This is a genomic window from Streptococcus sp. Z556 (assembly GCF_053010225.1).
Map to the genome: position 1 here is coordinate 61,630 of NZ_JBRKNU010000005.1, position 26,863 is coordinate 88,492.

General features: G+C 41.7%; 19 protein-coding genes and 1 tRNA gene. 7 read left to right on the forward strand and 13 right to left on the reverse strand.

Features of this window, described 5'->3' with window-relative positions:
• Window positions 1-290 precede the first annotated feature (290 nt).
• Window positions 291-5,474 carry an SIALI-17 repeat-containing surface protein gene (locus ACVC7S_RS06880; RefSeq protein ID WP_447266632.1) on the forward strand — a complete coding sequence of 1,728 codons (5,184 nt, stop codon included), beginning with the start codon at window positions 291-293 and terminating at the stop codon, window positions 5,472-5,474.
• Window positions 5,475-5,541: 67 nt separating this feature from the next.
• Here ACVC7S_RS06880 and mraY read toward each other — a convergent pair whose 3' ends face one another.
• The 4 genes from mraY to rsmH are packed head-to-tail and all read right to left on the reverse strand — an operon-like array spanning window position 5,542 to window position 10,061.
• Window positions 5,542-6,522 (reverse strand): phospho-N-acetylmuramoyl-pentapeptide-transferase, encoded by a 981-nt coding sequence (mraY, locus tag ACVC7S_RS06885; RefSeq protein WP_084880148.1) that lies wholly within the window; start codon window positions 6,520-6,522, stop codon window positions 5,542-5,544.
• 1 nt (window position 6,523) lies between these two features.
• The gene (gene pbp2x, locus ACVC7S_RS06890; protein WP_447266633.1) at window positions 6,524-8,779 is read right to left on the reverse strand and encodes a penicillin-binding protein PBP2X; all 2,256 of its coding nucleotides are present in this window, start codon (window positions 8,777-8,779) and stop codon (window positions 6,524-6,526) included.
• Window positions 8,780-8,782: 3 nt separating this feature from the next.
• Window positions 8,783-9,100 carry a cell division protein FtsL gene (gene ftsL / locus ACVC7S_RS06895; RefSeq protein ID WP_049538152.1) on the reverse strand — a complete coding sequence of 106 codons (318 nt, stop codon included), beginning with the start codon at window positions 9,098-9,100 and terminating at the stop codon, window positions 8,783-8,785.
• Between the two features lie 10 nt (window positions 9,101-9,110).
• Complete coding sequence (gene rsmH, locus ACVC7S_RS06900) at window positions 9,111-10,061, reverse strand: 16S rRNA (cytosine(1402)-N(4))-methyltransferase RsmH (protein ID WP_000159388.1); 951 nt, start codon at window positions 10,059-10,061, stop codon at window positions 9,111-9,113.
• A gap of 162 nt (window positions 10,062-10,223) precedes the next feature.
• On the opposite strand from rsmH, the gene ACVC7S_RS06905 reads away from it, so the two are divergent.
• From ACVC7S_RS06905 to ACVC7S_RS06930, 6 genes are all read left to right on the forward strand, one after another.
• On the forward strand, window positions 10,224-10,418 hold the full coding sequence (locus ACVC7S_RS06905; protein WP_001082470.1) for a helix-turn-helix transcriptional regulator: 195 nt from the start codon (window positions 10,224-10,226) through the stop codon (window positions 10,416-10,418).
• Between the two features lie 15 nt (window positions 10,419-10,433).
• Entirely contained in the window at window positions 10,434-10,976 is a 543-nt protein-coding gene (locus ACVC7S_RS06910) for a DUF3278 domain-containing protein (protein WP_447266634.1), read from the forward strand.
• A gap of 10 nt (window positions 10,977-10,986) precedes the next feature.
• Window positions 10,987-11,328: a hypothetical protein gene (locus tag ACVC7S_RS06915; protein ID WP_000838131.1), complete on the forward strand. Its 342-nt coding sequence runs from the start codon at window positions 10,987-10,989 to the stop codon at window positions 11,326-11,328.
• Between the two features lie 12 nt (window positions 11,329-11,340).
• On the forward strand, window positions 11,341-11,919 hold the full coding sequence (locus ACVC7S_RS06920) for a DUF3278 domain-containing protein (RefSeq protein ID WP_447266635.1): 579 nt from the start codon (window positions 11,341-11,343) through the stop codon (window positions 11,917-11,919).
• Window positions 11,916-12,392, forward strand: a complete 477-nt coding sequence (locus tag ACVC7S_RS06925) for a glutathione peroxidase (RefSeq protein WP_447266636.1) — start codon at window positions 11,916-11,918, stop codon at window positions 12,390-12,392. The genes ACVC7S_RS06920 and ACVC7S_RS06925 overlap by 4 nt, the downstream gene beginning before the upstream one ends.
• Window positions 12,393-12,737: 345 nt before the next feature.
• Window positions 12,738-18,653, forward strand: coding sequence for an alpha-L-fucosidase (locus tag ACVC7S_RS06930; protein ID WP_447266637.1), 5,916 nt, complete (start codon window positions 12,738-12,740; stop codon window positions 18,651-18,653).
• Between the two features lie 145 nt (window positions 18,654-18,798).
• On the opposite strand, the gene ACVC7S_RS06935 is transcribed toward ACVC7S_RS06930, so the two are convergent.
• The 9 genes from ACVC7S_RS06935 to ACVC7S_RS06975 all read right to left on the reverse strand — a co-directional run bounded on the left by ACVC7S_RS06935 (window position 18,799) and on the right by ACVC7S_RS06975 (window position 25,820).
• Window positions 18,799-19,587 (reverse strand): ADP-ribosylglycohydrolase family protein, encoded by a 789-nt coding sequence (locus ACVC7S_RS06935; RefSeq protein WP_447266638.1) that lies wholly within the window; start codon window positions 19,585-19,587, stop codon window positions 18,799-18,801.
• Between the two features lie 112 nt (window positions 19,588-19,699).
• Window positions 19,700-19,984 carry a DUF5960 family protein gene (locus tag ACVC7S_RS06940; RefSeq protein WP_447266639.1) on the reverse strand — a complete coding sequence of 95 codons (285 nt, stop codon included), beginning with the start codon at window positions 19,982-19,984 and terminating at the stop codon, window positions 19,700-19,702.
• Complete coding sequence (locus ACVC7S_RS06945) at window positions 19,977-20,339, reverse strand: hypothetical protein (RefSeq protein WP_447266640.1); 363 nt, start codon at window positions 20,337-20,339, stop codon at window positions 19,977-19,979. The genes ACVC7S_RS06940 and ACVC7S_RS06945 overlap by 8 nt, the downstream gene beginning before the upstream one ends.
• Window positions 20,336-21,751, reverse strand: coding sequence for a Y-family DNA polymerase (locus tag ACVC7S_RS06950; RefSeq protein WP_447266641.1), 1,416 nt, complete (start codon window positions 21,749-21,751; stop codon window positions 20,336-20,338). Before ACVC7S_RS06950 ends, ACVC7S_RS06945 begins: the two co-directional genes overlap by 4 nt.
• A gap of 3 nt (window positions 21,752-21,754) precedes the next feature.
• Window positions 21,755-22,441, reverse strand: coding sequence for an XRE family transcriptional regulator (locus ACVC7S_RS06955; RefSeq protein WP_447266642.1), 687 nt, complete (start codon window positions 22,439-22,441; stop codon window positions 21,755-21,757).
• 262 nt (window positions 22,442-22,703) lie between these two features.
• Window positions 22,704-23,216 (reverse strand): GNAT family N-acetyltransferase, encoded by a 513-nt coding sequence (locus ACVC7S_RS06960; protein WP_447266643.1) that lies wholly within the window; start codon window positions 23,214-23,216, stop codon window positions 22,704-22,706.
• Window positions 23,217-23,278: 62 nt separating this feature from the next.
• Window positions 23,279-24,244 carry a hypothetical protein gene (locus tag ACVC7S_RS06965; protein WP_447266644.1) on the reverse strand — a complete coding sequence of 322 codons (966 nt, stop codon included), beginning with the start codon at window positions 24,242-24,244 and terminating at the stop codon, window positions 23,279-23,281.
• A 602-nt stretch (window positions 24,245-24,846) separates the two neighbouring features.
• Complete coding sequence (locus ACVC7S_RS06970; RefSeq protein WP_447266645.1) at window positions 24,847-25,713, reverse strand: hypothetical protein; 867 nt, start codon at window positions 25,711-25,713, stop codon at window positions 24,847-24,849.
• An 11-nt stretch (window positions 25,714-25,724) separates the two neighbouring features.
• Window positions 25,725-25,820: transfer RNA gene (locus ACVC7S_RS06975), tRNA-OTHER, on the reverse strand.
• Between the last annotated feature and the right edge of the window lie 1,043 nt (window positions 25,821-26,863).

Sequence of the window (26,863 nt, forward strand, 5' to 3'; positions counted from 1 at the left end):
ATAAAGTGACTTTCCTGACTAGTTTGTTTTACGCTTTCAAGAGAGGGTTAAGCCAATTCTAAGCTAGTCTTACAATCAGATTGAACTATGAAATTACGAATAATTCCACCCTTTCCTCTCTTTCTTCTACTATTTTAAGAAAAAGCAATATCAAATATGTTTTTCACCAAAAAGCTCTTGACAAATGCTAAACGACCATTAGAATGGGAAGTGAGGAGATAAATAGAAACAAATTAAACGGGACTGCTTCATAAAATGTAAGCGGTTTCGAATAAACAAAGGAGGGTTTTATGAAAAAACACTTTTGGGAGAAATCCTGTCGCTATAGCATCCGCAAGCTGACGGTTGGGACTGCTTCTGTTTTGCTGGGGGCTATTTTTCTAGTCAACCATACTGTAGCTGCAGACAGTGTTGAGGTCAAGCAAACTGAACCAACCTCTGTCGAAGCTATCACTAAGCCTGATAGTGAACCCAAAGCAGCTGAAGCGACTGAAACTACAAATCCGTCTCTAGCCGAAAGTCCAGTAGTTTCCGAAAGCAAGCCAGCTAACGAGACTCAAAAGACAAATAGTCAAGCTAGTGAAGAAGCCATTGTTGAAGCCAAAGAAAATAAGGAACCTGAAAAAGCAGATCAGCCGGTGACAAAGCAAGAAAACTATCAACTCAACTACGATCAACCAACGGCTCCCTCCTATGATGGATGGGAAAAACAAGCCCTTCCTGTCGGAAATGGAGAAATGGGAGCCAAGGTTTTCGGACTCATTGGGGAAGAGAGAATCCAGTACAACGAAAAGACCCTCTGGTCAGGAGGACCACAACCCGATAGCACCGACTATAACGGAGGGAACTACAAGGATCGCTACAAGGTCTTGGCGGAGATTCGTAAAGCTCTCGAAGATGGAGATCGCCAAAAAGCCAAACAACTGGCTGAACAAAATCTAGTCGGACCAAACAATGCTCAGTATGGCCGTTACTTATCTTTTGGTGATATCTTTATGGTCTTCAATAACCAGAAAAAGGGTCTGGATACTGTAACAGATTATCACCGTGGTTTGGATATCACAGAGGCTACTACGACCACTTCTTACACCCAAGATAGGACGACCTTCAAACGCGAAACCTTCTCCAGCTATCCTGATGATGTCACTGTGACCCACTTGACTAAAAAAGGAAACAAGACGCTTGACTTTACCCTTTGGAACAGCTTGACAGAGGACTTGCTTGCTAATGGTGACTACTCTTGGGAATATTCCAACTATAAGAACGGACATGTTACTACAGATGAACATGGAATCCTTCTAAAGGGAACTGTCAAAGATAACGGTCTCAAATTTGCATCCTATCTAGGAATTAAAACGGACGGAAAGGTGACTGTTCAGGACGAAACTCTGACCGTTACAGGCGCAAGTTATGCAACCCTCTATCTCAGTGCCAAGACTAACTTTGCTCAAAATCCTAAAACCAACTATCGAAAAGACATTGACCTCGAAAAAACAGTTAAAGGTATTGTCGAAGCAGCTAAGGCCAAAGACTACGAAACACTTAAAAAGGCCCATATCAAGGACTATCAAAGTCTCTTTAACCGCGTTAAACTAAACCTAGGTGGAAGCAAGACTGCTCAAACGACAAAAGAGGCCCTTCAAAGCTATAACCCTAGCAAAGGACAAAAACTGGAAGAACTCTTCTTCCAATACGGACGTTATTTATTGATCAGTTCGTCTCGTGATCGGACAGATGCCCTTCCTGCCAACCTCCAAGGAGTCTGGAATGCTGTAGACAATCCACCTTGGAATGCTGACTACCACCTCAATGTCAATTTGCAAATGAACTATTGGCCAGCCTACATGAGCAACCTTGCTGAAACTGCCAAGCCAATGATCAATTACATTGATGACATGCGCTATTATGGTCGTATCGCTGCTAAGGAATACGCAGGTATCGAATCCAAAGACGGACAAGAAAATGGTTGGCTGGTCCACACTCAAGCAACTCCATTTGGCTGGACTACTCCTGGTTGGAATTACTATTGGGGTTGGTCGCCAGCTGCTAATTCTTGGATGATGCAGAACGTCTATGACTATTATAAATTTACCAAGGATGAGACCTATCTCAAAGAAAAGATTTATCCAATGTTGAAGGAAACAGCTAAGTTCTGGAACTCCTTCTTGCACTATGACAAGGCCAGTGACCGTTGGGTGTCTTCTCCATCCTACTCACCAGAACACGGGACCATTACCATCGGAAACACCTTTGACCAATCGCTAGTCTGGCAACTATTCCACGACTACATGGAAGTCGCCAATCATCTGAATGTCGACCAAGACTTAGTCACAGAGGTCAAGGCTAAATTTGACAAACTAAAACCACTTCATATCAACAATGAGGGACGTATCAAGGAATGGTACGAAGAAGACAGCCCACAATTCACCAACGAAGGGATTGAAAACAACCACCGTCACGTTTCCCATCTAGTTGGTCTCTTCCCAGGTACGCTCTTTAGCAAGGATCAGGCTGAATACCTAGAAGCTGCGCGTGCTACCCTCAACCACCGTGGAGATGGTGGTACTGGTTGGTCTAAGGCCAATAAAATCAACCTCTGGGCTCGTCTCTTGGACGGTAACCGTGCCCATCGCTTACTCGCTGAACAGCTAAAATACTCCACCCTAGAAAACCTTTGGGATACTCACGCGCCTTTCCAAATCGACGGAAACTTTGGAGCAACTAGTGGGATGGCAGAAATGCTCCTCCAATCTCATACTGGCTATATTGCGCCATTGCCAGCCCTTCCAGATGCTTGGAAAGACGGTCAAGTTTCTGGCTTGATTGCCCGTGGTAACTTTGAAGTCAGCATGAAGTGGAAAGATAAAAACCTTCAAAGCTTGTCCTTCCTGTCAAATGTCGGCGGAGACTTGGTTGTAGACTATCCAAATATCGAAGCCAGCCAAATCAAGGTCAATGGCAAAGCAGTCAAGGCAACTGTCCTAAAAGATGGCCGCATCCAACTGGCAACACAAAAAGGTGATGTCGTTTCCTTTGAACATTTCCCTGGTCGTGTAACCAGTCTGACAGCAGTTCGACAAAATGGAGTCACTGCCGAACTCACCTTCAACCAAGTAGAAGGTGCTACCCACTATGTCATCCAAAGACAAGTAAAAGATGAATCTGGACAAACCTCTGCAACTAGAGAATTTGTAACCAATCAAACCCACTTTGTCGACCGCTCACTAGATCCTCAACATGCCTACACCTATACTGTCAAGGCCATGCTGGGCGAAGTTCCTACCCAAGTATCTGAACAGGTCACTGTAGAAACTCCTAGTGAATTGATGGATGATCGGGACGGTCGTATCCAATACGGAGCCGCCTTTGGAAACTGGGCAGACTCAGAATTGTTTGGAGGAACAGAAAAATTTGCTGACCTTTCAAAAGGTGACTACACAGATGAAGATATCACTGCAACCATTCCTTTCAATGGTGTTGGTATCGAAATCTATGGACTAAAATCGTCTGAGCTAGGTCTTGCTACTGCTAAAATTGATGGCAAAGAGGTCGGCGAACTTGATTTCCACACTGCTGGGGCAACTGAAAAAGGTAGCCTCATCGGCCGCTTCACAGGATTGTCAGAAGGACCTCATACATTGACTCTTAGCGTTAAACGTGAGCACAAGGGACGTGGAAGTGAACGCTCGAAAATTTCCTTAGACTACTTCAAGGTCCTATCTGGAAAAGGAAGTACGATTGAAAAAATGGATGACCGCGATTCGCGCATCCAGTATGGTTCCCAGTTTAAGGACTGGTCTGACCCTGAACTCTACGGAGGTACGGAAAAATACGCTGATATCAACAACAGCGACTCTAGTGCAGCTTCAGAAGCTCAGGCAACTATTTCCTTTACTGGTACAGGTATTCGTATCTATGGCTTGAAAACTACCGAGTTAGGTAAAGCGCTTGTGACACTGGATGGAAAAGAAATGCCTGCTTTGGATTTCTATACGTCAGGCGCAACTGAAAAAAGAGCCTTTATTGGCGAATTTACAAATCTCACTGACGGTCCGCACACCCTGACATTACGTGTTGATCCAGATTCACCAGAAGGTCGCAAGAAAATTTCTCTGGACTCTTTTGACATCATCAAAGCCCCAGCTGTCGGTTTAGATAGCCCAAGTATCGCTCCTCTTAAGGAAAACGACAAAGAAATTTCCTTAACCCTACCATCTGGAGACTGGGAAGCCATCGCTGTAACCTTCCCAGGTGTCAAAGATCCTCTAGTATTGCACAAAGTGGACCAAACGCATCTGGTTACAAGTGGGGATCAGACCGTGCTATCTATCCAAGACAATCAAGTTCAAATTCCAATCCCTGAGGCTACTGATCGACAAACTGGAAAAGCGATCGAAGCTTATGCCATTCAAGGAACTACCACAAGTAGTCCTGTCGTAGCTGTCTTTACTAAAAAAGATGAGAAGAAGGTTGACGAGAAGCAGCCAACTACAAGCAAGGGGGACGAACCAGCTCCTACTGTTGACATTCCGGAATATACTGATCCTATCGGAACTGCAGGACAAGAAGAGCCACCTACAGTTGAAAAGCCTGAATATACTGATCCTATCGGAACTCCGGGAGAACAAGAAGCTCCAACAGTTGAAATTCCTGAATACACCGAGCCTATCGGAACTACGGGAGAACAAGAAGCTCCAACAGTTGAAATTCCTGAATACACCGAGCCTATCGGGACTGCAGGTCAAGAGGAACCGCCTACAGTGACAATTCCTGAATACACCGAGCCTATCGGAACTGCAGGTCAAGAGGAAGCTCCTACTGTTGAAAAACCTGAGTACACCGAGCCTATCGGAACTAGTGGGGAACAGGCTGCTCCAACCCTTACCCTTCCTGATTATCCAGTTCGAGTCTTAAAAGATAAAGAAACTGGAGTGGAAATTATTGGTGGAGTCAGTGACTTAGAAGGAATTTCTCACATCTCTAGCCGACGTGTCCTAGCTCAGGAACTCTTTGGCAAGACCTATGATGCTTACGACCTACAACTTAAAAATCCAACAGATCATAGCTTGCAACCAAAAGGCTCTGTCTTGGTTCGCTTGCCTATTTCAGCTAACGTAGAAAAGGTCTACTATATTACTCCGACCAAGGAATTGCAAGCCCTTGATTTCGACGTTCGAGAAGGAAAGGCAGAATTCATCACTAGTCATTTCAGTACCTATGCTATCGTCTATCAAGCTGCTGGAACAACCCCTAGTACAGATGAAAAGCCAAGTGCTTCAGATGCAGAAACTTTGGCACACGAGGCTGAACAGCTTTCAGCTAGTCCTAGTCTTGCGAAAGCTGGAAATCATTCTTCTAAAGAACAACTTCCAGAAACAGGAGAAGCGTCCAACCCACTCCTCTTCTTAGCAGGACTCAGCCTAGCCCTCACAGCCACTTTTATGTTAAAAGGGAGAAAGGATGACTCCAACTAACCTTTAAGCACAAAAACAGGATGAAGAACAACTTCATCCTGTTTTATTTTTGAATCAAAGATTATTATTACAGCAGGTATAAAACAGCTAAGGTCAAGAGACTTGCTAGAAGTCCAACTCCCCAAAAGAAGAAGTCAACTTTCCACTCGCTCCAAGGATTGCCCTTGCCTGAGAATCCTCCAAGTTCAAAATGGTGGTGGACAGGTGTCATACGGAAAATACGCTTCCCACCACTAAGTTTGAAGTAGGTGACCTGCATCATAACAGAGCTTGTCTCAAAGACATAGATAATCCCAATCAACAAAAGGGTCCATTCTTGGTGGAGAGCCATAGAAATTGCTGCCAGCATTCCACCAAGAGCCAAACTTCCCACATCTCCCATAAAGACCTTGGCAGGTTTGTGGTTAAAGACGAAGAAGCCTAGCAAACCACCAATCATGGCAAGAATCACAAGAAGAATATCCAGTTGATTTTGCATATAAGCAATCACACCGTAGGCCGATAAGCTAATCACCACGGAAATACTCGCTAAGCCGTCAATCCCATCCGTCAGATTCACCGCATTTGAAAAACCAACTAGCCAGAAAAGGGCAAAGAAGATATAGAAAATTCCCAAATGAACTTGGTAGCCAAAAACTGAAAGCATATCGCCACCACGCTCATAAAAGAGGTAGAAAATCACTCCTCCAAGGAGTTGGAGAGCAAGCTTTTGCTTAGGATTCAAACCTTCGTTGATCTTACGAAAGACCTTGAGGAAATCATCCAAAAAACCTACCAAACCATACAAAACCAAGATAAACAAAATCATGCCGACATTGTTGGTCAATTGTTGGGTAAAGAGAGCAACCAGAAAGCTCACGACTACTGCAACGATAAGGAAGACAAGACCTCCCATGGTTGGAGTCCCAGCTTTAGCTTGGTGTTGCTTGACATCCTCGTGCATCTGCTGTCCCGTAATCTGTGCTTTTCGATAAAATCGGATAAAGGCTGGAATACCTATCAAGGTCAATAGAAAGGCCAGAATTCCAGCACTAATGGAACTAATCATCTTAATCTCCTAATGTTACTTTCATTTTTTTAAGGTCTTTGAGGGCAGTATTGGCACGGACACTTTGTTTCTTGACCGTTTTACCGCTACCTTCCCACTCGACTTCTATATTCAGCCATTTGGCAAATGTTTGCACATTTTCATCTGTCCAGCCATACATATCAGGCATTTCTTCGACCTTATCAGACAGGATCAAGATCTGCTGATTGGCTTCCAAATTATCTCCTTCAGAAACAGAGAGATCCTTAATCTTGGTTCCTGTTCCGATAACAATTGGTTGGATCAGATTTCGGCGCAATTCTTCTGCTAAATCACCTGGGGTAAAGTCCTTGGTAGCTGGCATAGCATAGCTTGTCGTCTTGCTGACCTGATCCAAGCTTTTGGCAGTTGACTGAAGATTGAGGGATTCTTTCATAGCAGAAGCTCGCTCAAGGATTGGGTTGGCGAACTCTCCCAGCTGAACGCCTGAATAATGCTCTGGCTGTTGTACCGTCACATAGAGGATAAAGTCAGGATTTTCTGCAGGATGCATCGACACAACAGAGAAGATATAGTTAGTTTCACCTGTTAGGTAACCCCCATTCTTCTCATCGGCAATCTGAGCAGTCCCTGATTTCAGGGCGACATTCTGACCTGGAACATTGACAGTTGCTTTTCCTGTGCTATGGTTGTACATGATACCGTAGACAGGATCTGTTCCAACCATGACCATGTGGTCTCGAGTAGAAGATGCTGCCTCTTTTGACACAGGATTTCCGACGATTTCCTTTTGAGACTTACGGACAGACTGGTCATTTGGATCATAGAGGGCACTGATAAATTTCGGCTCCAACATAACCCCATCATTGGCAATGGCTGTAAAGGCACGAAGCATCTGGGTCTGGGTAACAGAGATCCCTTGTCCAAATGAGCTCATGGCAATATTGACAATGTTATCAGCAGGCAATTGACCTGTGTACTCATCTGTCAAACCAAAACGGGTCGGTACCCCAAACTTAAAACGGTTGAGGTAGTCCAGCCAGGTTGCATCTCCCATCTTTTGCTCAAGCAAGGTCATTCCGATATTACTTGAGTGGGCAAAACCTTGGGAGAAGGTCATGGTGCCACCACTAGTCAACCCTGCATTGACGTCCCAGTCTCGAATGGTCGCATCAGCTATTTTCAATTCACTACTGTTAAAGTATTCGCCACCAGAGAAGGTATTGTTATCAATAGCTGAAGCCAACATCATCACCTTCATAGTTGATCCTGGCTCGTAGTTACTTTGATAAAGAATATCTCGCCAGACAAAGTCTTTCGTAATACCATCCTTGGTATCGGCATTGAAGGTCGGACGTTGGGTCGTAGCCAGGATTTCCCCTGTTTTAGCGCTGACCAAGGTAGCCGTCATATACTTGCCTTTTACCTTTTCCTGAAAGGCATCCATCTGAGTTTCCATAAAGGATTGCAAGGGACTAGAAAGGGTTGTGTAAACATCCTTTCCATCTACGATTTGTTGGGAAGCTTGATCTGTACCCGGAACAATATTTCCCAAACGATCCTTCTCATAGGTGATAATCCCATCTGTACCTGCAAGAATGCTATTTAAGGAACTCTCCAATCCAGATGTCCCAATCAACCTTTTGGTCCCATCCTCATTTTCATGGAGCTGCGCTAAACCGATAAAGGAAGAAGCAAACTGTCCATTGGGATAACTGCGGTTAGGGCTAGTTGTAAAGTCAACCCCCTCAACGCCAGCTGTTTTAAGGTCATTTTTAATGGCCATCATATTGGCATAGGTGATCCCATTTCCCTTAGCTCCAAAAGATACCTGTTTCAGATCTGGTTGAGAAAGTTGTTCTTTGACATAAGACTCCTCCATATCCAGATACTTATGGAAAATTTCAGCTACCTTATTAAATTGAGAATCCTCTACATAGAGAACTTTGCCTGTTGCTGACTTGTAGGTCTTGTCAATAACGGCATATATATTATAAGAAGTCGCATCCTCTGCAATAGGTGTTCCATTTCGATCATAAATGGTTCCACGTTTTGCAGGAATCGTCTTGGTTGTTTGGTGAACCTTTTTGGCCTCTTGTACCAAATCCTTACCAAATTTACTACCCGTTCCGATAATAACCGCAAAGTTGACCAAAAAGACAGCGAAGAGTATGACTGCCAATAAACTCAGGCTTTTTCCTACTCTTCGGCGGTTTTCTTCTGGAGATTTGCGATTACGAACGGCATAACGGATGATTTTTTCTTTCCACTGTTTCATATCTTACTCCGCCGCTCGGATATTTTCATTATTCAGCTGCAAATCCTTGGAGTTTGCAATTTCTTTCAAACGCTCTGAACGAATCAATTCATTGACCTCTTGCTTGGCATCGTCTAGCTCGGTTTTCTTTTCTTCGATTTGAGCATTGACCTTGGTCAATTCATTCTGAACTTGTAATAGCTTGGTCTGCATAAACACAACGCTAATTGCCAGGATAATCATTGTTGCAGCAATCGAAACATAGAAGGCCTTTTCCACACGTGAAAAACCCTTAAACTTCGATTGCAATAACTGGCTTGTTTTTTCGATTCTTTCTGCCATGTTTTTCCTCTTACTTGTGAATTTTTCTGGCCACGCGCAACTTGGCTGAATGCGAACGGTTGTTGGCTTCTAGCTCTTCGGCACTTGGCAAGATTGGCTTACGGGATACCAATTCCATCTTAGGCTTAAGATCATCTGGAATGAAGGGCAAGCCTTTGGGAACTTCCACTGTTGAAGCCTCCTTAAACAACTGCTTGGTCAAGCGGTCTTCCAGCGAATGGAAGGTAATGACTGAGATTCTACCATCCAGAGCCAGCATGTCCATGGCCTGCTGGATGGATTCATCTGCCGCACCCAGCTCATCATTGACTTCGATTCGGATAGCCTGGAAAATCTGCTTGGCAGGGTGCCCCTTTTTCTTGAGTTCCTTGGCAGGTTTGGCAGACTTGATAATCTCTGCCAACTCAGTCGTCGTCTCGATTGGTTTCACCTCACGCGCCTGCTCAATCTTGCGGGCAATCTGTTTAGAAAATTTATCCTCACCATACTTGAAAAAGATCCGAACCAAGTCATGATAGTCATAATGATTGACAACTTCATAGGCCGTCAGACTAGCTTCCTGATTCATGCGCATATCCAGTGGGGCATCTTTTTTATAAGAAAAACCACGCTCACGCTGATCCAGCTGAGGACTGGACACTCCCAAGTCATAACAAATTCCATCAATTTCCTGGACACCAGCCTCCTGTAAACGTGCCTGCAAATGACGGAAGTTATCCTTGATAAAGGTTACCATCCCCTTTTCGATATAGGGTGCCAACCGTTTTTGCGCATTGTCAATAGCATTCTGGTCCTGGTCAAAGGCATAGAGATGCCCTTTTTCGCTCAATTTACTTAATAAATATTCGCTATGGCCTGCTCCACCCAAAGTCGCATCAACGTAGATACCGTCAGGTTTCACGTCCAGCATATCAATCGTTTCATGAAGCAAGACCGTTACATGATGAAATTCTTTTGTCATATCCTATCTATTTTACCACAAATCTGACCAGCTTGCACTTGTCAGACAAGGCTAAGTTTCTTCGAAAAAAATTCTCAAAAATATGTCATATATACTTGACATCCCATCTCCAAAAGAATATACTATAGTCAAATATATACGACATATCAGAAAGGAGACCCTATGAATCGTGTCAAAGAATTCCGCAAGGAACTGGGCATTTCCCAGCTCGAGCTCGCCAAAGATATCGGTGTCTCGAGACAGACCATCAACATGATTGAAAACGACAAGTACAATCCAACCCTGGAACTCTGTCTCAATCTCGCTCGCAGCCTCCAAACCGACCTTAACAGTCTCTTTTGGGAAGACGATTTTTAAAAAAGGAGCAAACAAATGAAAAAAGAAACTCTCACTGAAAAACTGATCAAACGCATATACGGTATTTCTGGTCCCCTTGACGAACACAAACGGCGCGAGGCTGACCGCATCGGAAATAAAATCTTTGTGATTCTCTTTTACCTCATGACTTTAGGCAATCTTATTCCCTTTGTCCTTGCTTACAAATACCCGCAAATTGTCGCTATTGGCTATCCTATTGTGATATTCGGCATTTCGATGATGGCTGCCCTCTATGTGGTCTCCCAAACCAAAAAAACAGGCATCACAGCTATTGATCTAGATATGCTAACTGAGAAAGAAAGTAAGCAACTACATTACCCTGGTCTAAAAGCCGGTCTGATCTATGGCATGGGCATGTTCTTTGGAATACCGCTTCTGAATGTCCTAACCGATGATAGCAAGGATTATCTTGGTTCTCTTTTAAATACAGGACATTTTGTATCAACTATCCTAGCTACCTTCTTCTTCGGATTGACCATACAAATTATCGTCTCTCTTCGCATTCGAAAAGCCAAGAAAGATCGAGAAGACGACTAGGAGGTGCCTTATGAAATCACTAGCTAGACTACTGATCAGTCATGTTTTTATCAGTATCTTTGTTACCTTTTTCCTACTTTCTGGACATATTGAGCATCCTTTCTTGATTATCTTTCTTTTATTCCTTCCTGTATTGAACAAGGGACAGAGATTCCAGAAAATCCAATCAAAAAAAATACGTCTTCTAAACGCATCTCTCTGTTTTATCCTCGTATCCTTTCCACAACTTTTAACAAATCCTATGGATTGGAGATACCTGGTATTTCTAATAATCTGTATCATTTTTAGTTTGGTTTACTTCTATACTCTCTATCAACTCTTTAAAGAAGTCAATCAAAAATCGCTCATTTAGGAGGTTACTCCCATGAAAAAAGAAGATTTCACCACTCGCTTACTCAAATTATTCTTTCACATACAAGGCCCCTTTGATGAATGCCGCCAAGAGATAATCTACAGAGCTTGTGCGCGTTCCTTGATCCAAATCGTTTACTCCTCCCTCCTACTCTTCTTGTTCTATCTCCTATTTGGACGCTTCATAGAGTTGGTGCGAGATGCCATGCCCTACCTCTATTTTGGATTCATCTTCGTCCTCTCATCTAGGGCGAGACTAGCAGTTCGCGACTTACATTTGGACAAGGATGACCCGTCCGAAATCCATCACAAAAGCTACAGCAAAAGCCAAATTAAAGTTCGTAGTTGGGGTGTATTTCTCAGCATTCAGCTTGGTCTCTTCCTCTTACTAGTCTTTCATAAACTCTTTGTTCAACATCTCCCCCTTGACACCTTTTGGGAAAATCTCTTCCAAATTGAAAGATTGCTACCTTTGCTAGTATGTGGCCTTGGGACTGGAGCAATCTTTGGAACCATGACCTACGCCTTTTTATCGGAACACGAGGTGAAACACTCTGAATCAGGAATGCATAAGGAGAATATAGAAAAATGACCAGTATATATGATTTTTCCGTTTTAAACCAAAATAACCAAGCAACTCCTCTGGAGAGCTATCGTGGCAAGGTTCTCTTGATTGTCAACACTGCTACTGGATGTGGGTTAACGCCCCAGTACCAGGGGCTTCAAGAACTCTATGACCGCTATCAAGATCAGGGCTTTGAAATCCTAGATTTCCCTTGCAATCAGTTCATGGGACAAGCGCCCGGTAGCGCAGAGGAGATTAATAGTTTCTGCAGCCTACACTATCAGACAACTTTTCCTCGCTTTGCCAAGATCAAGGTCAACGGCAAGGAAGCAGATCCTCTTTATGTTTGGCTAAAAGACCAGAAATCTGGCCCGCTAGGAAAACGAATCGAATGGAATTTTGCTAAGTTTCTCATTGGCCGAGATGGGCAAGTTTTTGAGCGCTTCTCTTCCAAAACAGACCCCAAAACCATCCAAGAATCCATCCAAAAATTACTCTAGTTTCTTTTTATAATGCATCCTTTCATTTAGTTTGAGCCCTGAAAGGATGCGTTTTTTCTTTAAAAAGTAACTGATTTTCTTTAATTTATATTTATTTTTTGCTTTTTTGCTATTGCATTTCTTTCATTAATTTAGTATATTTGTTATATTAAAAACTTTTAGTCATTTTAAGGGAGAAATGACCTTTTAAATTTTTTTATCTTAAAATGAAAGCGCTTTATAAATAGGGAGGTAAGAGGCTTACAAATTATCAGAGAATTGATTTATCGTAAAATATAGATGCAACCAAGTTAAGCTTGGGCTCGGGTAGTAGCTGACTGCCTTTCTAAAAACTAGGAGTATATTATGAATCGATACCTTTTTGAAAAAGGGCAAACTTTTAGCATTCGGAAGTTAACTGTGGGAGTAGCCTCTGTCATCGTCGGACTGGCATTTTTTGCTTCTGGAACCGTACGTGCAGACGAAACGTCTCCTACCGCAACATCCAATTTAGACCAGCAAATTGAACAAGTCGCAGATCTAGAGGAAAGCAAGACTGAACCAGCTAAAGAAGAAGGCCGAGTAGAGACCGAAAAACAAGAAACACCTGCTGCCGATACCAGCAGTGCTGATTTGCTCCCTGAAGAAATTCAAGACCGTGCCTATCCAGACACACCTGTCAAAGAACTCGACACGACAACTATCGTTGACAAGAAAGCTAGTCCAGAAGTAGAAACTAAGAGCATTCTAAAGGATAAGGAAGAAGCTCCAAAAGAAGCTGAGAATGGAAACCGTGCTATTATTAACGGAGGCCAAGACCTCAAACACATCAACTACGAGGGACAACCTGCTACTGCTGCAACTATGGTTTACAGCACTTACAATGCAGGAGAGCAACGCTACCTCGTTTCAGGATCTGGTATCTTTGTTGCACCTAATTTGATTCTTACCGTTGCACATAACTTCCTAGAGGCTAATAAAGAAACCGGCGAAGGTCACATTCGTGGTGGAAAATCTGCCCAGTTCTACTATAACGTTGGTTCAAACAGCGAAAAGAAAAACTCACTTCCATCTTCTGGAACTACGGTTTTATTTAGAGAAAAGGACATCCATTTCTGGAACAAGAAGGAGTTTGGAAAAGGCTATAAAAACGACCTTGCTCTTGTAGAAGCTCCTATTCCTCTTCCAATTGCTAGTCCAAACAAAGCAGCAACCTTTGCACCTTTAGCGGATCACAAGACGCATCAACCAGGAGAAGCCATTAGTACGATTGGCTACCCAACAGACTCGAGCTCAAAAGAGTTAAAACAGCCTATCCTAGCTGGCCAACTTTACAAGGCAGATGGGACTATTCGATCTGTTGAGTCCTATGATGATAAGGGAACGACCGGTATCACCTACCAAACCACTTCTGTATCTGGTTTGTCTGGTGGTGGGATTGTAGATAGCCAAGGAAAAGTCCTCGGTGTTCACCAACACGGAACCGTTGACAATGGTGTTCCTGAAAAGGATCGCTTTGGTGGCGGACTCGTCCTTTCACCTGAACAACTGAAATGGGTTAAGAACATGATTGCCAAATATGGTGTGAAAGGCTGGTACCAAGGAGATAACGGAAATCGTTACTATTTTACTGATGAGGGGCGTATGCTTCGGAACGAAACAGCTGTTATCGGAAGTAACGAATATTCCTTCGACCAAGATGGAATTGCTACCTTGACCAAGGGAGTTGAATACGGTCGTGTGGTTATCCAACACGAAGACGAAGAAGGAAATCCTGTCAAAGATAATGACACTTTTATCGAACAGACAGCTGTTGATTCGCCATTTGACTACAATTTCAAAAAAGAAATCGAGAAAACGGACTTCTATCAGAAGAATAAAGATAAATACGAAATTGTATCCATTGATGGCGTAGTGGTCAATAAACAACTAAAAGATACTTGGACTGAAGATTACAATGTTGTCAGCAAAGCGCCTGCCGGTACCCGTGTCATCAAAGTGGTCTATAAAGTCAACAAAGGCTCTTTCAAAGTTTACTACCGTCAAAAAGGAACCACTACTGAACTAGCTGAGGCGACAGTTGATAACAATGAAGGCCAAGAGTATGAGGTTTCCTTTGTCAACACCTTCCATGCAAAAGACATTGCTGGCTACCGTCCAGTAAAAGCTAGCTTGGAAGCAAGGATCCAGCAAAAAGGGGTGAATGAAGTCGTCTTTGAATACGAGCCAATCGCTGATACAGCCAATCCAACAACTCCGACTCCTCCAGCCGCTCATCCAGAAGATAAGGAAACTGAGATTGGCAACCACGGACCTCTTCCAAGCAAGGCTCAACTCGATTACCACAAGGAAGAATTGGCAGCCTTCATCCACTACGGAATGAATACTTATACCAATTCTGAATGGGGAAATGGGAAAGAAGACCCTCGATACTTCAATCCAACCAACTTGGATACTGACCAGTGGATTCGTACTCTGAAGGAAACGGGCTTCAAACGAACCATTATGGTTGTTAAACACCACGACGGTTTCGTTGCTTACCCTTCTAAGTATACGGATCATACCGTAGCTGCTAGTCCATGGAAAGATGGAAAGGGTGACCTTCTCGAAGAAGTTTCCAAGTCTGCTAGCAAGTACGACATGAATATGGGTGTTTACTTGTCACCATGGGATGCCAATCATCCAAAATACCATGTCGCAACCGAAAAGGAATACAACCAATACTATCTCAACCAACTGAAAGAAATCCTTGGAAATCCAAAATACGGAAATAAAGGGAAATTTATCGAGGTTTGGATGGACGGTGCGCGTGGTAGCGGTGCCCAAAAAGTGACCTATACCTTTGATGAATGGTTCAAATATATCAAAGAAGCTGAAGGAGATATCGCCATCTTCTCTGCTCAACCGACAAGCGTTCGCTGGATCGGAAATGAACGTGGTATCGCAGGTGACCCTGTCTGGCATAAAGTCAAGAGAGCCAACATCACAGATGATGTAAAAAATGAATACCTCAACCATGGTGACCCTGATGGTGACATGTACTCTGTAGGGGAAGCTGATGTTTCGATTCGTTCTGGCTGGTTCTACCATGACAATCAACAGCCGAAATCACTCAAAGAGTTGATGGATATCTACTTCAAATCTGTTGGTCGTGGAACCCCACTCCTTCTCAACATTCCACCAAACAAAGAAGGAAAATTCGCAGATGCGGATGTGGCTCGCTTGAAGGAATTCAAAGCAACCCTAGACCAAATGTATGCGACTGACTTTGCCAAAGGGGCCACTGTAACAGCAAGTTCTACTCGTCAGAACCACCTCTACAAAGAAAGTCACCTGACTGACGGTAAAGATGATACTAGCTGGGCGCTCTCAAATGATGCCACAACTGGTAGTTTCACAGTCGATTTAGGACAAAAGAGACGCTTTGACGTTGTCGAACTCAAAGAAGATATCGCCAAAGGTCAACGTATCTCTGGTTTCAAGATTGAAGTCGAAATCAACGGACGCTGGGTGACTTACGGGGAAGGTTCAACTGTTGGTTACCGTCGCTTGATTCAAGGTAAACCTGTAGAAGCACAAAAAATCCGTGTAACTATCACTGGTGCTCAAGCAACTCCAATCTTGACCAACTTCTCAGTTTACAAGACACCAAGTAGTATCGAAAAGACAGACGGCTACCCTCTTGGACTTGAATACCACTCAAATACAACAGCGGATACAGCCGGTACAACTTGGTACAATGAATCTGAAGGTGTTCGTGGCACTTCTATGTGGACCAATCAAAAAGATGCCAAAGTAAGCTATACCTTCACAGGAACCAAGGCCTATGTCGTCTCTACAGTCGACCCAGGTCATGGAGAAATGTCCGTCTACGTTGATGGCCAAAAAGTTGCGGATGTGCAAACTAAGAACACTAGCCGTAAACGTAGCCAAAAAGTCTTTGAGACAGGTGATTTAGCACCAGGCCAACACACAATTACCCTCGTGAACAAAACAGGCGAACCAATTGCTACAGAAGGGATCTACACCCTAAACAATGATAGCAAGGGAATGTTTGAACTCGAGTCTACTAACTACGAAGTCGAAAAAGGAAAACCAGTCACTGTTAAGATTAAACGTGTTGGTGGAAGCAAGGGAGCTGCTACTGTTCGCTTCATCACAGAACCTGGAACTGGGGTTCACGGTAAAGTTTACCAAGATACAACTCAAGATGTGACTTTTGAAGATGGAGAAACAGAAAAGACTGTTACCATCCCAACGATTGACTTTACAGAACAAGCCGACTCTATCTTTGACTTTAAAGCCAAGCTCACTTCTGTTTCTGATGGTGCCTTGCTCGGTTTTGCTACCGATGCAACCATCCAAGTGATGAAAGCCGAATTGCTGATCAAGGATCAAACAAGCTATGATGACCAAGCTAGTCAGTTGGATTACAGTCCTGGCTGGAACCATGAAACCAATTCCGCAGATAAATACCAAAAGACGGAGTCTTGGGCTTCCTTTGGCCGCTTAACTGATGAACAAAAGAAAAAGACAACCGTAACAGCTTACTTCTACGGTACTGGACTTGATATCAAGGGCTATGTTGATCCAAATCATGGTATCTACAAGGTATTCCTCGACGGCAAAGAAGTTCCTTACCAAGAGGGTATGGGAAATGCGTCGACTATTGATGGTAAGAAATACTTTAGCGGTCACGCTGCCCAACGCCAAGGCAATCAAACTCTGGTTAGCCTAAAAGGTCTGGACGAAAACTTGCACGCAGTCACCCTTCAACTCGATCCTGATCGAAACGATTTGTCTCGAAATATCGGTATCCAGGTAGACCAATTCATCACTCGTGGCGAAGGTAGTGAACTCTACAGCAAGGCAGATATCATCCAGTCTATCTCTAAATGGAAAGATGATCTGTCAAACTTTGATCCAGCAGGTTTGAAAAATACGGCTACTGCACGCCAAGCTTTCCAAGCAAATCTAGAAAAATTGAGAAACCAACTCAGTACCGAAGCTGTGGATGTTCAAGAAGTCATGTTGACAGTCAGTGCCTTACAAGATATCCTATCCAAGGACGAGAACTATCAAAGAGGGCAAGAGGAACCTAGTCCAGATCAACCTGAACAGCCTGAAGAACCTTCTAAACCTGACCAACCTGAACAACCAGCTGAACCAAAACAACCGGAAATTGAGTATGATAAAGCCATGGCTAGCTTGACTGAAGCTATCGAGAAGAAAGTCGGTGAGCTTGGTTCTAACAACGAAGCTAAGAAGAAATTAGTTGAAATTGCAGATCAAGCCATTGCTGCGATCCAAGAAGCTAAGACTCAGGAAGCAGTCAACAAAGCACTAGAAACTGCTCTCGAACAAATCAGCAAGCTCGAAGCAGCTCAGCCTGAAAAACCTGCTCGTCCGGAAACTCCTGCTCAACCGGAAAAACCAGCGCAACCGGAAAAACCGGCGCAACCGGAAACTCCGACTCAACCGGAAACTCCGACTCAACCGGAAACTCCAGCGCAACCGGAAAAACCAATTCAACCGGAAAAACCAGCTCAACCTGAGAAACCAGCGCAACCGGAAAAACCAACTCAACCGGAAACTCCGACTCAACCGGAAACTCCAGCGCAACCGGAAACTCCAGCTCAACCTGAGAAACCAATTCAACCGGAAAAACCAGCTCAACCTGAGAAACCGGCGCAACCGGAAAAACCAACTCAACCGGAAACTCCGACTCAACCGGAAACTCCAGCTCAACCAGAAAAACCAATTACTTCTTCAAGTCCTGAAGAAGGAGTTAAGGATCTTGTCTTTACACTTCCAAGTTTGGAAATTGTCAATAAACCAGTACCGTTCAAGACTATCCGTCGCGAAAATGCCCAATTAGACAAAGGAAAAGAGCAAGTTCTATCAGAAGGTAAGGACGGTATCCTAGTCGAGTATGTTGAAGTAGACGGTGACAATCGCAAGGTTGTCCAAACGGAAACGACTCCGGCTCAGGATCGAGTGATTGAGGTGGGTACTAAACAAAGCTCAGTAGGAACAGAGGCACCACCAGTTGTGACCCTTCCTGAGTATGTTGTCCCAAGAGAGACCGAAAAACCTGCTCCAGTCGTAACAGACAATTCACCAGCAAAAGATGAAAAAGCTCCTGTTGCAACTACAGTCAAACAAGAAAAGGAAAAACAACTCCCTGCAACTGGGGAACAAGAAGCGAATGCCTTCCTCTTCTTGGCAGCTATTACTTCTATCTTGTCTCTCCTCATTTTCCAAAAGAATTTCAAAGACTAATAAATATCTTTGATTGATTCTTTCCCATTATTTCAGTTCCCCCGTAGAGAAGACCATCTGGTCTTCTCTTTTTCTATCTCTAGAAAATAAAAAACATCCATAAATTTATATGTATGCTTTAGTATAAAATTCTAAAATAAGGTTATCATTGAGGATAGGTATTTTCAAAGTCAACTACGATTTCAAGCAAACGGTCATCTAAAAAAGGCAACGCTTCTTGTCTAATGTCTTCAGGAATGCCATAATAAGCTTCAGCGATCCCTCCACAGATAGCAGCGATAGTATCGCTATCTCCTCCGATGGAAATCGCATTTCGGATAGCATCCTCGAAATTTTCAGACTCAAAAAAGGCCTCTAAGGCCTGGGGAACAGAGCCCTGACAAGTCACATCAAAAGTGTAATCCTCTCTGATGTCGTCCAGAGTAAAGTCCATAGGATAGTAATTCTTATCAATATGGTCCCTGATTTCATCCATACTAGCACCATTTCGTGCCAAGAAAATTGCTACAGCCGTCGCTTCAGCTCCCTTTATGCCCTCAGGATGATTATGAGTCACTGCTGTAACTGCTTGTGACAAAGACTTGGCTTGCTCTATGCTATCTGCCGCAAAACCGACAGCACTAATGCGCATAGCGGCGCCATTACCATAACTACCATAGGATTGAGGATCCTCAGAAAAAATCCAATGGAAAAAGTGACCTCCATAACCACAATCGGGATAATGACGGCCGACTTCCTGCATGTACTGGACAGCATTTTTTGACAGTTGACTCCAGTCTTCCTTACTGGCCAATAAGGCTTTAGCAACCGCCAAAGTCATAATACTATCATCGGTCGGGCAAGAATTCTGGGTGAACAAATCAAACTCTTTGCTTTTATGATTATCCGCCTCAAATCGAGAACCAACAATATCTCCAATAACCGCTCCTAGCATGATTTACCTCCTGCAATATTCTCTACTCTTATGAAAATAGAGTCCATTAAATCCTTTTGAAATTTACTTTATTATAGCATATTTAGTCATTTTTCAGAGACTTGGACAGGCTCTATGCTTGCAGTCCCATATAGGTATAGTTTCGATTTCTAGGAGACTCTTTTTCCGTCACCACCCTAAAATAAAAGCGATGCTCTCTCCCATCCTTGGCATTTTCCTTGTTTAAGACGAAGTAGTTTTTCTGATTCATTGCCATGGTTCGTAAGATATCATCGATCAAAAAAGTCAAGGGAACATTCATGGCAGAGTATTTTTGGAAATCCTCTTCAAAGCGGATGTAACTATCTGAAAAATAATCCATCTGTAGTTTGTTTTCATACAGCTCTTTTCTAGTCATAAACTTCCTCCTCACACAGTCGAATTTCGAGAATATCTACAATCCCTACCAGCCTATATCCCTCATTTGTCCTAATAGATAGAGTTTGAGGTGATAATTCGCTCACCTCACCGATGATTGTCATTTTTCGCTTTCTTTCCTTGACAACAAAACATCCCTTCAATTGACCAGCATAAAGCTGAGAAAGCAAGCGTAGCTTCTCAACTGAATTCAAATTCGTCGAAAAAGCAACACGATTTTTTTCGTCACCAAGCGAGCTGGTATGCTCTGAGAGGAAAAAGCCCATCCACTTCTGCATGCCTGGATCTTGATAATCTCGCGCAGATTGAAAAGGTAAATAAGAACGATCAATCATTGTAATCCATCTAATCCTCCAGCAGAATGTCCACCAATCAGCTTGCTTCTAGCAAGACTCCTAGAGGCTTCTTCCAGTGCATTGGCCTTTAGGAGAGAAGTGAAACCAAATTGTTCCCGAATGGCATCAATAGCCGTCTGGAGCCTTTCTTCTTTTTCTAACTTGTCAACATCATCAAAGAGGGAAATCAAACCAAAGGACTCGTCTACAAATCCTGAATAGTTGACTCCAACACTTCTGACCGCTCCAGAAGTGTATTTATTATGAAATAGCTTCAAAACATAATCCGTTAAGATAGCTGTATTGTTGGTCGGTTCGACCTTCATTTGTGTGTGAATAGACGGTCTGACCTCCTCTTTAGAGAAACCGACATAGATAGAGACAAGGGTTGTTTTCTTGCCAGCCCTTCTCAGTCTAATAGCCACCTGCTCCGCCATTTCTCGGAGAATAATTTCAATATCCCGTAACTTCACGTAGTCTCTCGGCAAGATTTGAGAATTTCCCAAGCCTTGGGACTTGGCTTTATAGGGTTTATGAACATTACTCTCATCAATCCCGTTAGCATGAAACCACAAACGCAGGCCAGCCTGACCAAGTGTTTTCTGTAGCTGGTCTGGATTGCTGGTGGCCAATTCCTTGATAGAAAAAATCCCCAGAGCATGCAAGCGTTTCTCCATCCGCCTGCCAATCCCCCAAAAGTCCGTCATCTTGGGAATGGCCCAAACCTTCTCTTCCACGTCTTGGTAAGACCAGTTAGCCCTCATGGTTGGGGTGTGCTTGGCCTCATTATCCAGTGCCAACTTGGCCAGCAAGGGATTGGCATTGGACATACCTACTGTAGAGTAAATCCCTGTCTGCCTCCAAATATCCCTCTGGATACGAGCAGAAAGCATATCCAGCTTGTCTTTGCGAGAGAGATTCTTGTCTGGGATGAAATAGTTGAGCGAACTAGTCAGGTCAATAAAGCCCTCATCGATAGAGTAAGGATAAATATCCTCTGGACTACCATAGTTTTGAAAGATTCGTTGGATTTCCATATTGACTGCGATATACTCGTCCATCCGAGGAGGGACAATCAAGGTGACTTGAGCCCAATCTTCGATGTAACGCACATAGTCTGAATCTGTAGGCAACCCCTGCTTTCTGGCATTATAGTAGGAAAATTTGCGGGTCTTGATATCAAAAGGCAGATCATAGGCCCGGCCAACATTTGACTTGCCAAAAATCTTCTTAAACATGGGAGAGGAGGCTAGGATAAGACCAGTCGAATTATCCGCGCGACTCATGACACAAAGCGAGGTCTTCAGCGGATGCAAGCCCCTTTTCACACACTCGACACTGGCATAAAAGGATTTCATATCGACAAAGGCAATGTCACTTTTGGGCTCTCTGGAATAATCAAAGTAGCCCATAGGCTAGCCCTCCATTGGCACAAAATTCCCAACGATAATCCCCACAATCCGAGGATCTTCCTCATAGGAGATGAAAATATCCTTGTATTTAGGATTGATAGAGACCAGACGCAAGCCATCTTCCTCACGATAAACCCGTTTGATATAGGTCTGGTTGTTGCAAACCACTGCATAAACTGCCCCATCGTAATCAAATCCGGTCTCTCGAATCAAAGCCACGGAACCATTTTGATATTTAGGTTCCATAGAGTCCCCAGCCACCCAGGACGCAAAATCATGGGCCAGTTCCTCATTAAAGTAAACCGTATCAAAATTCCGATCATCATATACCGAAGCCCCGATCCCTGCTGACATGCGTTCATAGACACGGTATTCGTAAAGGCGCTCTGGCATGGTCGTCACCTTCTGAGTTTGTTCCTCTTGAGCTAGGTTGCGAGCATAAAGCACAACCTTGTCCTTCCCTTGCTTGGAGAGGCTATTGTAGAGACGGACAATCTCAATCTGGGTGAAATACCCTTTTGCGACCTTTAAAATCTTCTCTAGCTGAGCAACCTTCTCCTTGGATGGTTCCTTAATCCCGCGTTCCCAAGCGGAGTACGCCTGAAAACTAATCCCAAGTTGCTCTGCAATCTCTTTTTGTGTCAGTTTTAGCTCTTTTCTCCGAGCCTTGAGTTTTTCTGGTTGGTACACGATTCACCTCCTAGTGTGATGCTTTAATGGACATTATCTCCCTTAGAAAGACACATCGATGGTTGAGCTCACATTTCAAAACTCAACCAATTTGGTTTAGTTTTATTATATAAAAAAAGTAGACGATTGTCCACTGGGAAAAACAAGTTTAAACAGCACCACTTATCTATTCTGAATAAAAAAGACATCCAAGAGAAAAATCTTGAATATCTGGAAAGATTAGAACTCCATTAACCTTTTCAATAGACTGGAATTGATGATATTATGGTCTCCTTATCTCAAATACTGCTGTATGAATCCACTCATTATGAATTTGTAAGTCATTTTCTATCATTCTACTAAAGGTAAAACCATTTTTTAAAAGTACTCTCTGAGAGGCCAGATTATCCCTTGCCGTTCCTGCAATGATTCTATTGAAACCATAAGTCGTAAAGGCCTTGTCTAAAACGAGCTTAACCGCTTCGCTTGCATAGCCTAAGTTACTAACATTTTCCCCAATCCTATACCCAAGCTCTGCTGTTTTTCGATCATCCTCTAAAACACTTAAATTGATTCTTCCGACCATAACACCTTGCGAATCTCTGATAAGATGCATGTAGACATCCCGATTCCTTTGTTCCGTTAACAATTCCCTCGTGATTTCTTTAAAACCTTCTAAATCAAAATAGTTAGCTGGTCTAGGAGGTAAATTTCGCTCAAAATACTCTCGATTTTCTTTTTCAAAAGAATAAACGTCTAGACTATTTTCTTCAGACAACAGCTCTAAACTAATCATTACAAAACTCCCCTTCTCTTCTTAGTAAAAATATTGTGAGACTGACCTAGCCCTAGCGACTCCTATTCTAATTTTTGCAACATCTTTACAAGTTGACGATTTTCAATCCTCACATAGTATACACCACTATCATTGACAAGTTTATCCTCTCTATATTTCGCAATCTTTACAGCATAAAGACCTCTTGGCAAGGGTTGGTTGGCAAAAAATTCCTTCATGAGCGTCTCAAGCTCTTTAAGATAGTCATCATACAAGAGATCTCTTTTTTCTTTTGGAACGAAATACTGAAATTCAAATGTTGGTATAAAAATCTCTTTTTGGAAAAGATATTGAGCATCCATGGGATACATTCCTTGCAGTGCTTGACCCTTACTTTGATTTTCCTCTAATACTTCATTATAAAGATGGATATTGTCAGATTGGCTATTGAATTCAAAAACAATACCTTGATACTTCAAATCAGGCAGTTTAGGATCTTTGATTGAACTGTCCAGTATTTTTAAAAATTCGCTGGTGCCTGGACTAACCTCAATCCCTAAATAGGCTAATTCTGGGAAAACATTATAAATTTTTTTATCATTTTTGTAATCAACCTCTGCATCTGTCTTTCCATATGTTTTATTTTCCGAAAAGCGAGTATAGTATTTAAATCGAGTTTTAACCTGATAGGTTTTTCCGGCTATATTTTCACTATAGGTACCATGGATTATAAATCCTCCCACGCTTGTATAGTTTTTCTCGTATTTTTCTAACTCAAACTGTCCTGTAAGACCGTAATTTTGATAAGAACGATGCACAGCTTGCTCAATCTCAGTTCGACTGGGATGTGCAAATAGCCCCCACATATCCATTAGAGAAAGAATAGGACTAATCACAGTTAGGATTGCGATTGGAATAACTATGGATAAGCAACTTATTAATAGCCAATTTCTTTTCTTGGCGTTTCCTTCAGATTTTTTACCAGTTTTCTGTTTCCTTTTTAAGATTAGAATGAGCAAAACCAAAATCCCTAATACTAATAAAACCAATCTACAATCTCCTTTTATTTTGGATAGCTGTTAACAGGTGTATAGGAGACTGACAGAAATACTCTTCTCATCTACTAACTTATTCTAAATTCCAATTTTCCTGCCTAGCATACGAGACATTGCATTGAAATCACAATGTTCTCCCATACCAGATGATTTCTAAGTGATTAGAATTAAATGAACTCCGAGGGAACGCCCAACCCGAGCACTGGACACTTGCTCCATGACAATTCAGGTAGGTAGACCTTGAACACCATAAACTCGTCTGAAATGAGGAACAGTCCTTATCTCATTATACCATATGAGAGATATTGTTAGAAGATGAGAGAAGCAAACACTCCATGGCAGGAAGCATAAAAAGAACACCCCGAAAGGTGTTCTTTGCAAGTATAGTAATTCTCTCGAATTAACGTTTACTAAATTGTGATGCTTTACGAGCTTTTTTCAAGCCTGATTTGGAAAGTACGAGTTTCAGTTGGACTAAAAATAGCATAATATCAAGGATTTTCGGAACGATATCTACTAATTCATTTCATAAAATTTGAACCAATTTAATTGAAACAGGGGAATTGCAACTTTTGAGTTTGTTAGTAAGCATTAAATTAATAGGCAGAAACTAACTCTAACAACTCTTCATTCGAAGTAACTTCGTAAAGATTAATACCAAATTGTGTTTTTTGAAACTCTTCTAAGTCTCGTTCACTTAAACCTACATAAGTCGAAATAATATTGTTCCAAAAAATATATTGTTTTTTGGGATTGGTTTTTACCACCTTCATCCCAGCATCAAGTCTCTGCTTTAATATAAATCCAACATACTTTTCAACTGATATTTTCTCCATAAAGTACTTATCAACTTGTGCTGAAAAATTTCTCAAACTTGTCATCAATGATAGTGTCTCTTTGAACGATGGGACTTTATTAGTATCATAATGATTTATAAATTCATTAATATCTAACCCACTATACGATTCTTCAAAATCTTGAGCATATTTTCTTAAATTTGCCTTCATATCTGAATCAAATTTTTCTCTTGTACCATGAATTAAATCATTTCTCCAAAAAATTGCAGATTTCACAAGAAAATATTCCTTTGATTTCAAATCTGAAAAATGATCAATAAGTAATTCCAACTTTTTATATATTGATTTTTTTGTTCCATTTCCACATATCGTATCAAGAAAAGATAGTTCCTCTGGAATTAATTGATTAACTTCATTTAGAAAAAAATCATCAAAAAAACTTTCAAATGTCGATACAGAATAGGCAAGTGTGGCCTTTTGAATAAATAACTTAGATTCTCTTTTACTATTATCAATATCCTTAGGATGCCAAGTTGTGCTTAAGTTCTCTGGTCTTTCTTGATTTGGCTGGATTAAATCAATTCCAATATAAGAAGTGATAAAGAATTGATTTTCTCTCCCATGTCTCTTTAAATATTTTCGAAAAGTATTTGATTTTGTTTTCATTTTTTACACCATAGGTACTTCCGGAATCGAACCAGAGCTTCAGGACATAAGGGATTAATTAATTTAATCAATTAAAACCCACGTGCTACCAACTACACCAAGTACCTTAACATTAACTATTATACCATAAATATTAAACTTTATGTTGATGTAAGAGAAATAATCTTCCCGAAAGTTTATTATTTGCTGTTATAATAGACATTTCTTCATTTTTCTGTTATAACAGACACTGACATATTATTGTAATATTATTTTGGTATAATTAAGATTATAGAAGGAGGCAAAGATTATGAGAAAATTAATAGGAATACTACTTTCATTATCAATAATAACATTAATTGCTTGCTCTAAAAACAACTACCAATCTTTAGAGGGTGAGTATTATTAGAACTCAAGTGAAAGAAACGAGTTAGCGTTTACTATAAAATAAGAAAGCGCTTCTATTGGCCAAGGAGAGACTGACTGCTTTATCATTAACAAACAAAAGAATACGATCGAATTAACTGGATAAAATATTGCAAGTCGAACAGAAGAATATTCATTTAAAGATGGTGTCTTGTCCGTTGATATTAGCGGAGTTAAGCACGCTTACTATCTTAAAGGTAGCGAAGCATATAATAACGCACTAAAACAATATGGATATAAATAACATCATTCACACCTATTTTACCGAATAGGTGTTTTTTGTGCTAAATAGATTACTTCAAAAAAATTTTAAGCTTATTTTTAACTGATTAGCTTATATTTCATACAAATTAGCTTAATCAAAGAAATTGGATTATATTTTATTATACAATGGATTCATGAATAATTTAAAAGAAGCAAATATTAGAAAAGCCATTTGGCATATTAGACGTCACCTAAACGAACTATTAAACTCACAGGATGAAAAATATAGAAAACATGAAATGTTTCACCTAAGATCTAGTATTGAATGTTTAGAACGTGTAATGAACAACGAAAAACCCTATCCACCTATGGATAGGGAAGAAGTGTTTTAAAAGTAATTGTATCTATTATATAAAATTTAGTATTACAAAAAGTATGTTTTTTAAATTAAAAATATACTTTTTCAGATTGAAGACAAAGTTCTTAGAACCCAAGCTTCTGAGGGCTTTTCTTTTTGTAAAGTCATATAATAGAGATAAAG

Coding starts and splice junctions, on each gene's coding strand:
- rsmH (WP_000159388.1), bottom strand. CDS start 10,061: ATGACAAAAGAATTTCATCATGTAACGGTCTTGCTTCATGAAACGATT.
- ACVC7S_RS06960 (WP_447266643.1), bottom strand. CDS start 23,216: ATGATTAGTTTAGAGCTGTTGTCTGAAGAAAATAGTCTAGACGTTTAT.
- ACVC7S_RS06930 (WP_447266637.1), top strand. CDS start 12,738: ATGAATCGATACCTTTTTGAAAAAGGGCAAACTTTTAGCATTCGGAAG.
- ACVC7S_RS06905 (WP_001082470.1), top strand. CDS start 10,224: ATGAATCGTGTCAAAGAATTCCGCAAGGAACTGGGCATTTCCCAGCTC.
- ACVC7S_RS06915 (WP_000838131.1), top strand. CDS start 10,987: ATGAAATCACTAGCTAGACTACTGATCAGTCATGTTTTTATCAGTATC.
- mraY (WP_084880148.1), bottom strand. CDS start 6,522: ATGATTAGTTCCATTAGTGCTGGAATTCTGGCCTTTCTATTGACCTTG.
- ftsL (WP_049538152.1), bottom strand. CDS start 9,100: ATGGCAGAAAGAATCGAAAAAACAAGCCAGTTATTGCAATCGAAGTTT.
- ACVC7S_RS06920 (WP_447266635.1), top strand. CDS start 11,341: ATGAAAAAAGAAGATTTCACCACTCGCTTACTCAAATTATTCTTTCAC.
- ACVC7S_RS06945 (WP_447266640.1), bottom strand. CDS start 20,339: ATGATTGATCGTTCTTATTTACCTTTTCAATCTGCGCGAGATTATCAA.
- ACVC7S_RS06925 (WP_447266636.1), top strand. CDS start 11,916: ATGACCAGTATATATGATTTTTCCGTTTTAAACCAAAATAACCAAGCA.
- ACVC7S_RS06940 (WP_447266639.1), bottom strand. CDS start 19,984: ATGACTAGAAAAGAGCTGTATGAAAACAAACTACAGATGGATTATTTT.
- ACVC7S_RS06910 (WP_447266634.1), top strand. CDS start 10,434: ATGAAAAAAGAAACTCTCACTGAAAAACTGATCAAACGCATATACGGT.
- ACVC7S_RS06935 (WP_447266638.1), bottom strand. CDS start 19,587: ATGCTAGGAGCGGTTATTGGAGATATTGTTGGTTCTCGATTTGAGGCG.
- ACVC7S_RS06880 (WP_447266632.1), top strand. CDS start 291: ATGAAAAAACACTTTTGGGAGAAATCCTGTCGCTATAGCATCCGCAAG.
- pbp2x (WP_447266633.1), bottom strand. CDS start 8,779: ATGAAACAGTGGAAAGAAAAAATCATCCGTTATGCCGTTCGTAATCGC.
- ACVC7S_RS06950 (WP_447266641.1), bottom strand. CDS start 21,751: ATGGGCTACTTTGATTATTCCAGAGAGCCCAAAAGTGACATTGCCTTT.
- ACVC7S_RS06970 (WP_447266645.1), bottom strand. CDS start 25,713: ATGAAAACAAAATCAAATACTTTTCGAAAATATTTAAAGAGACATGGG.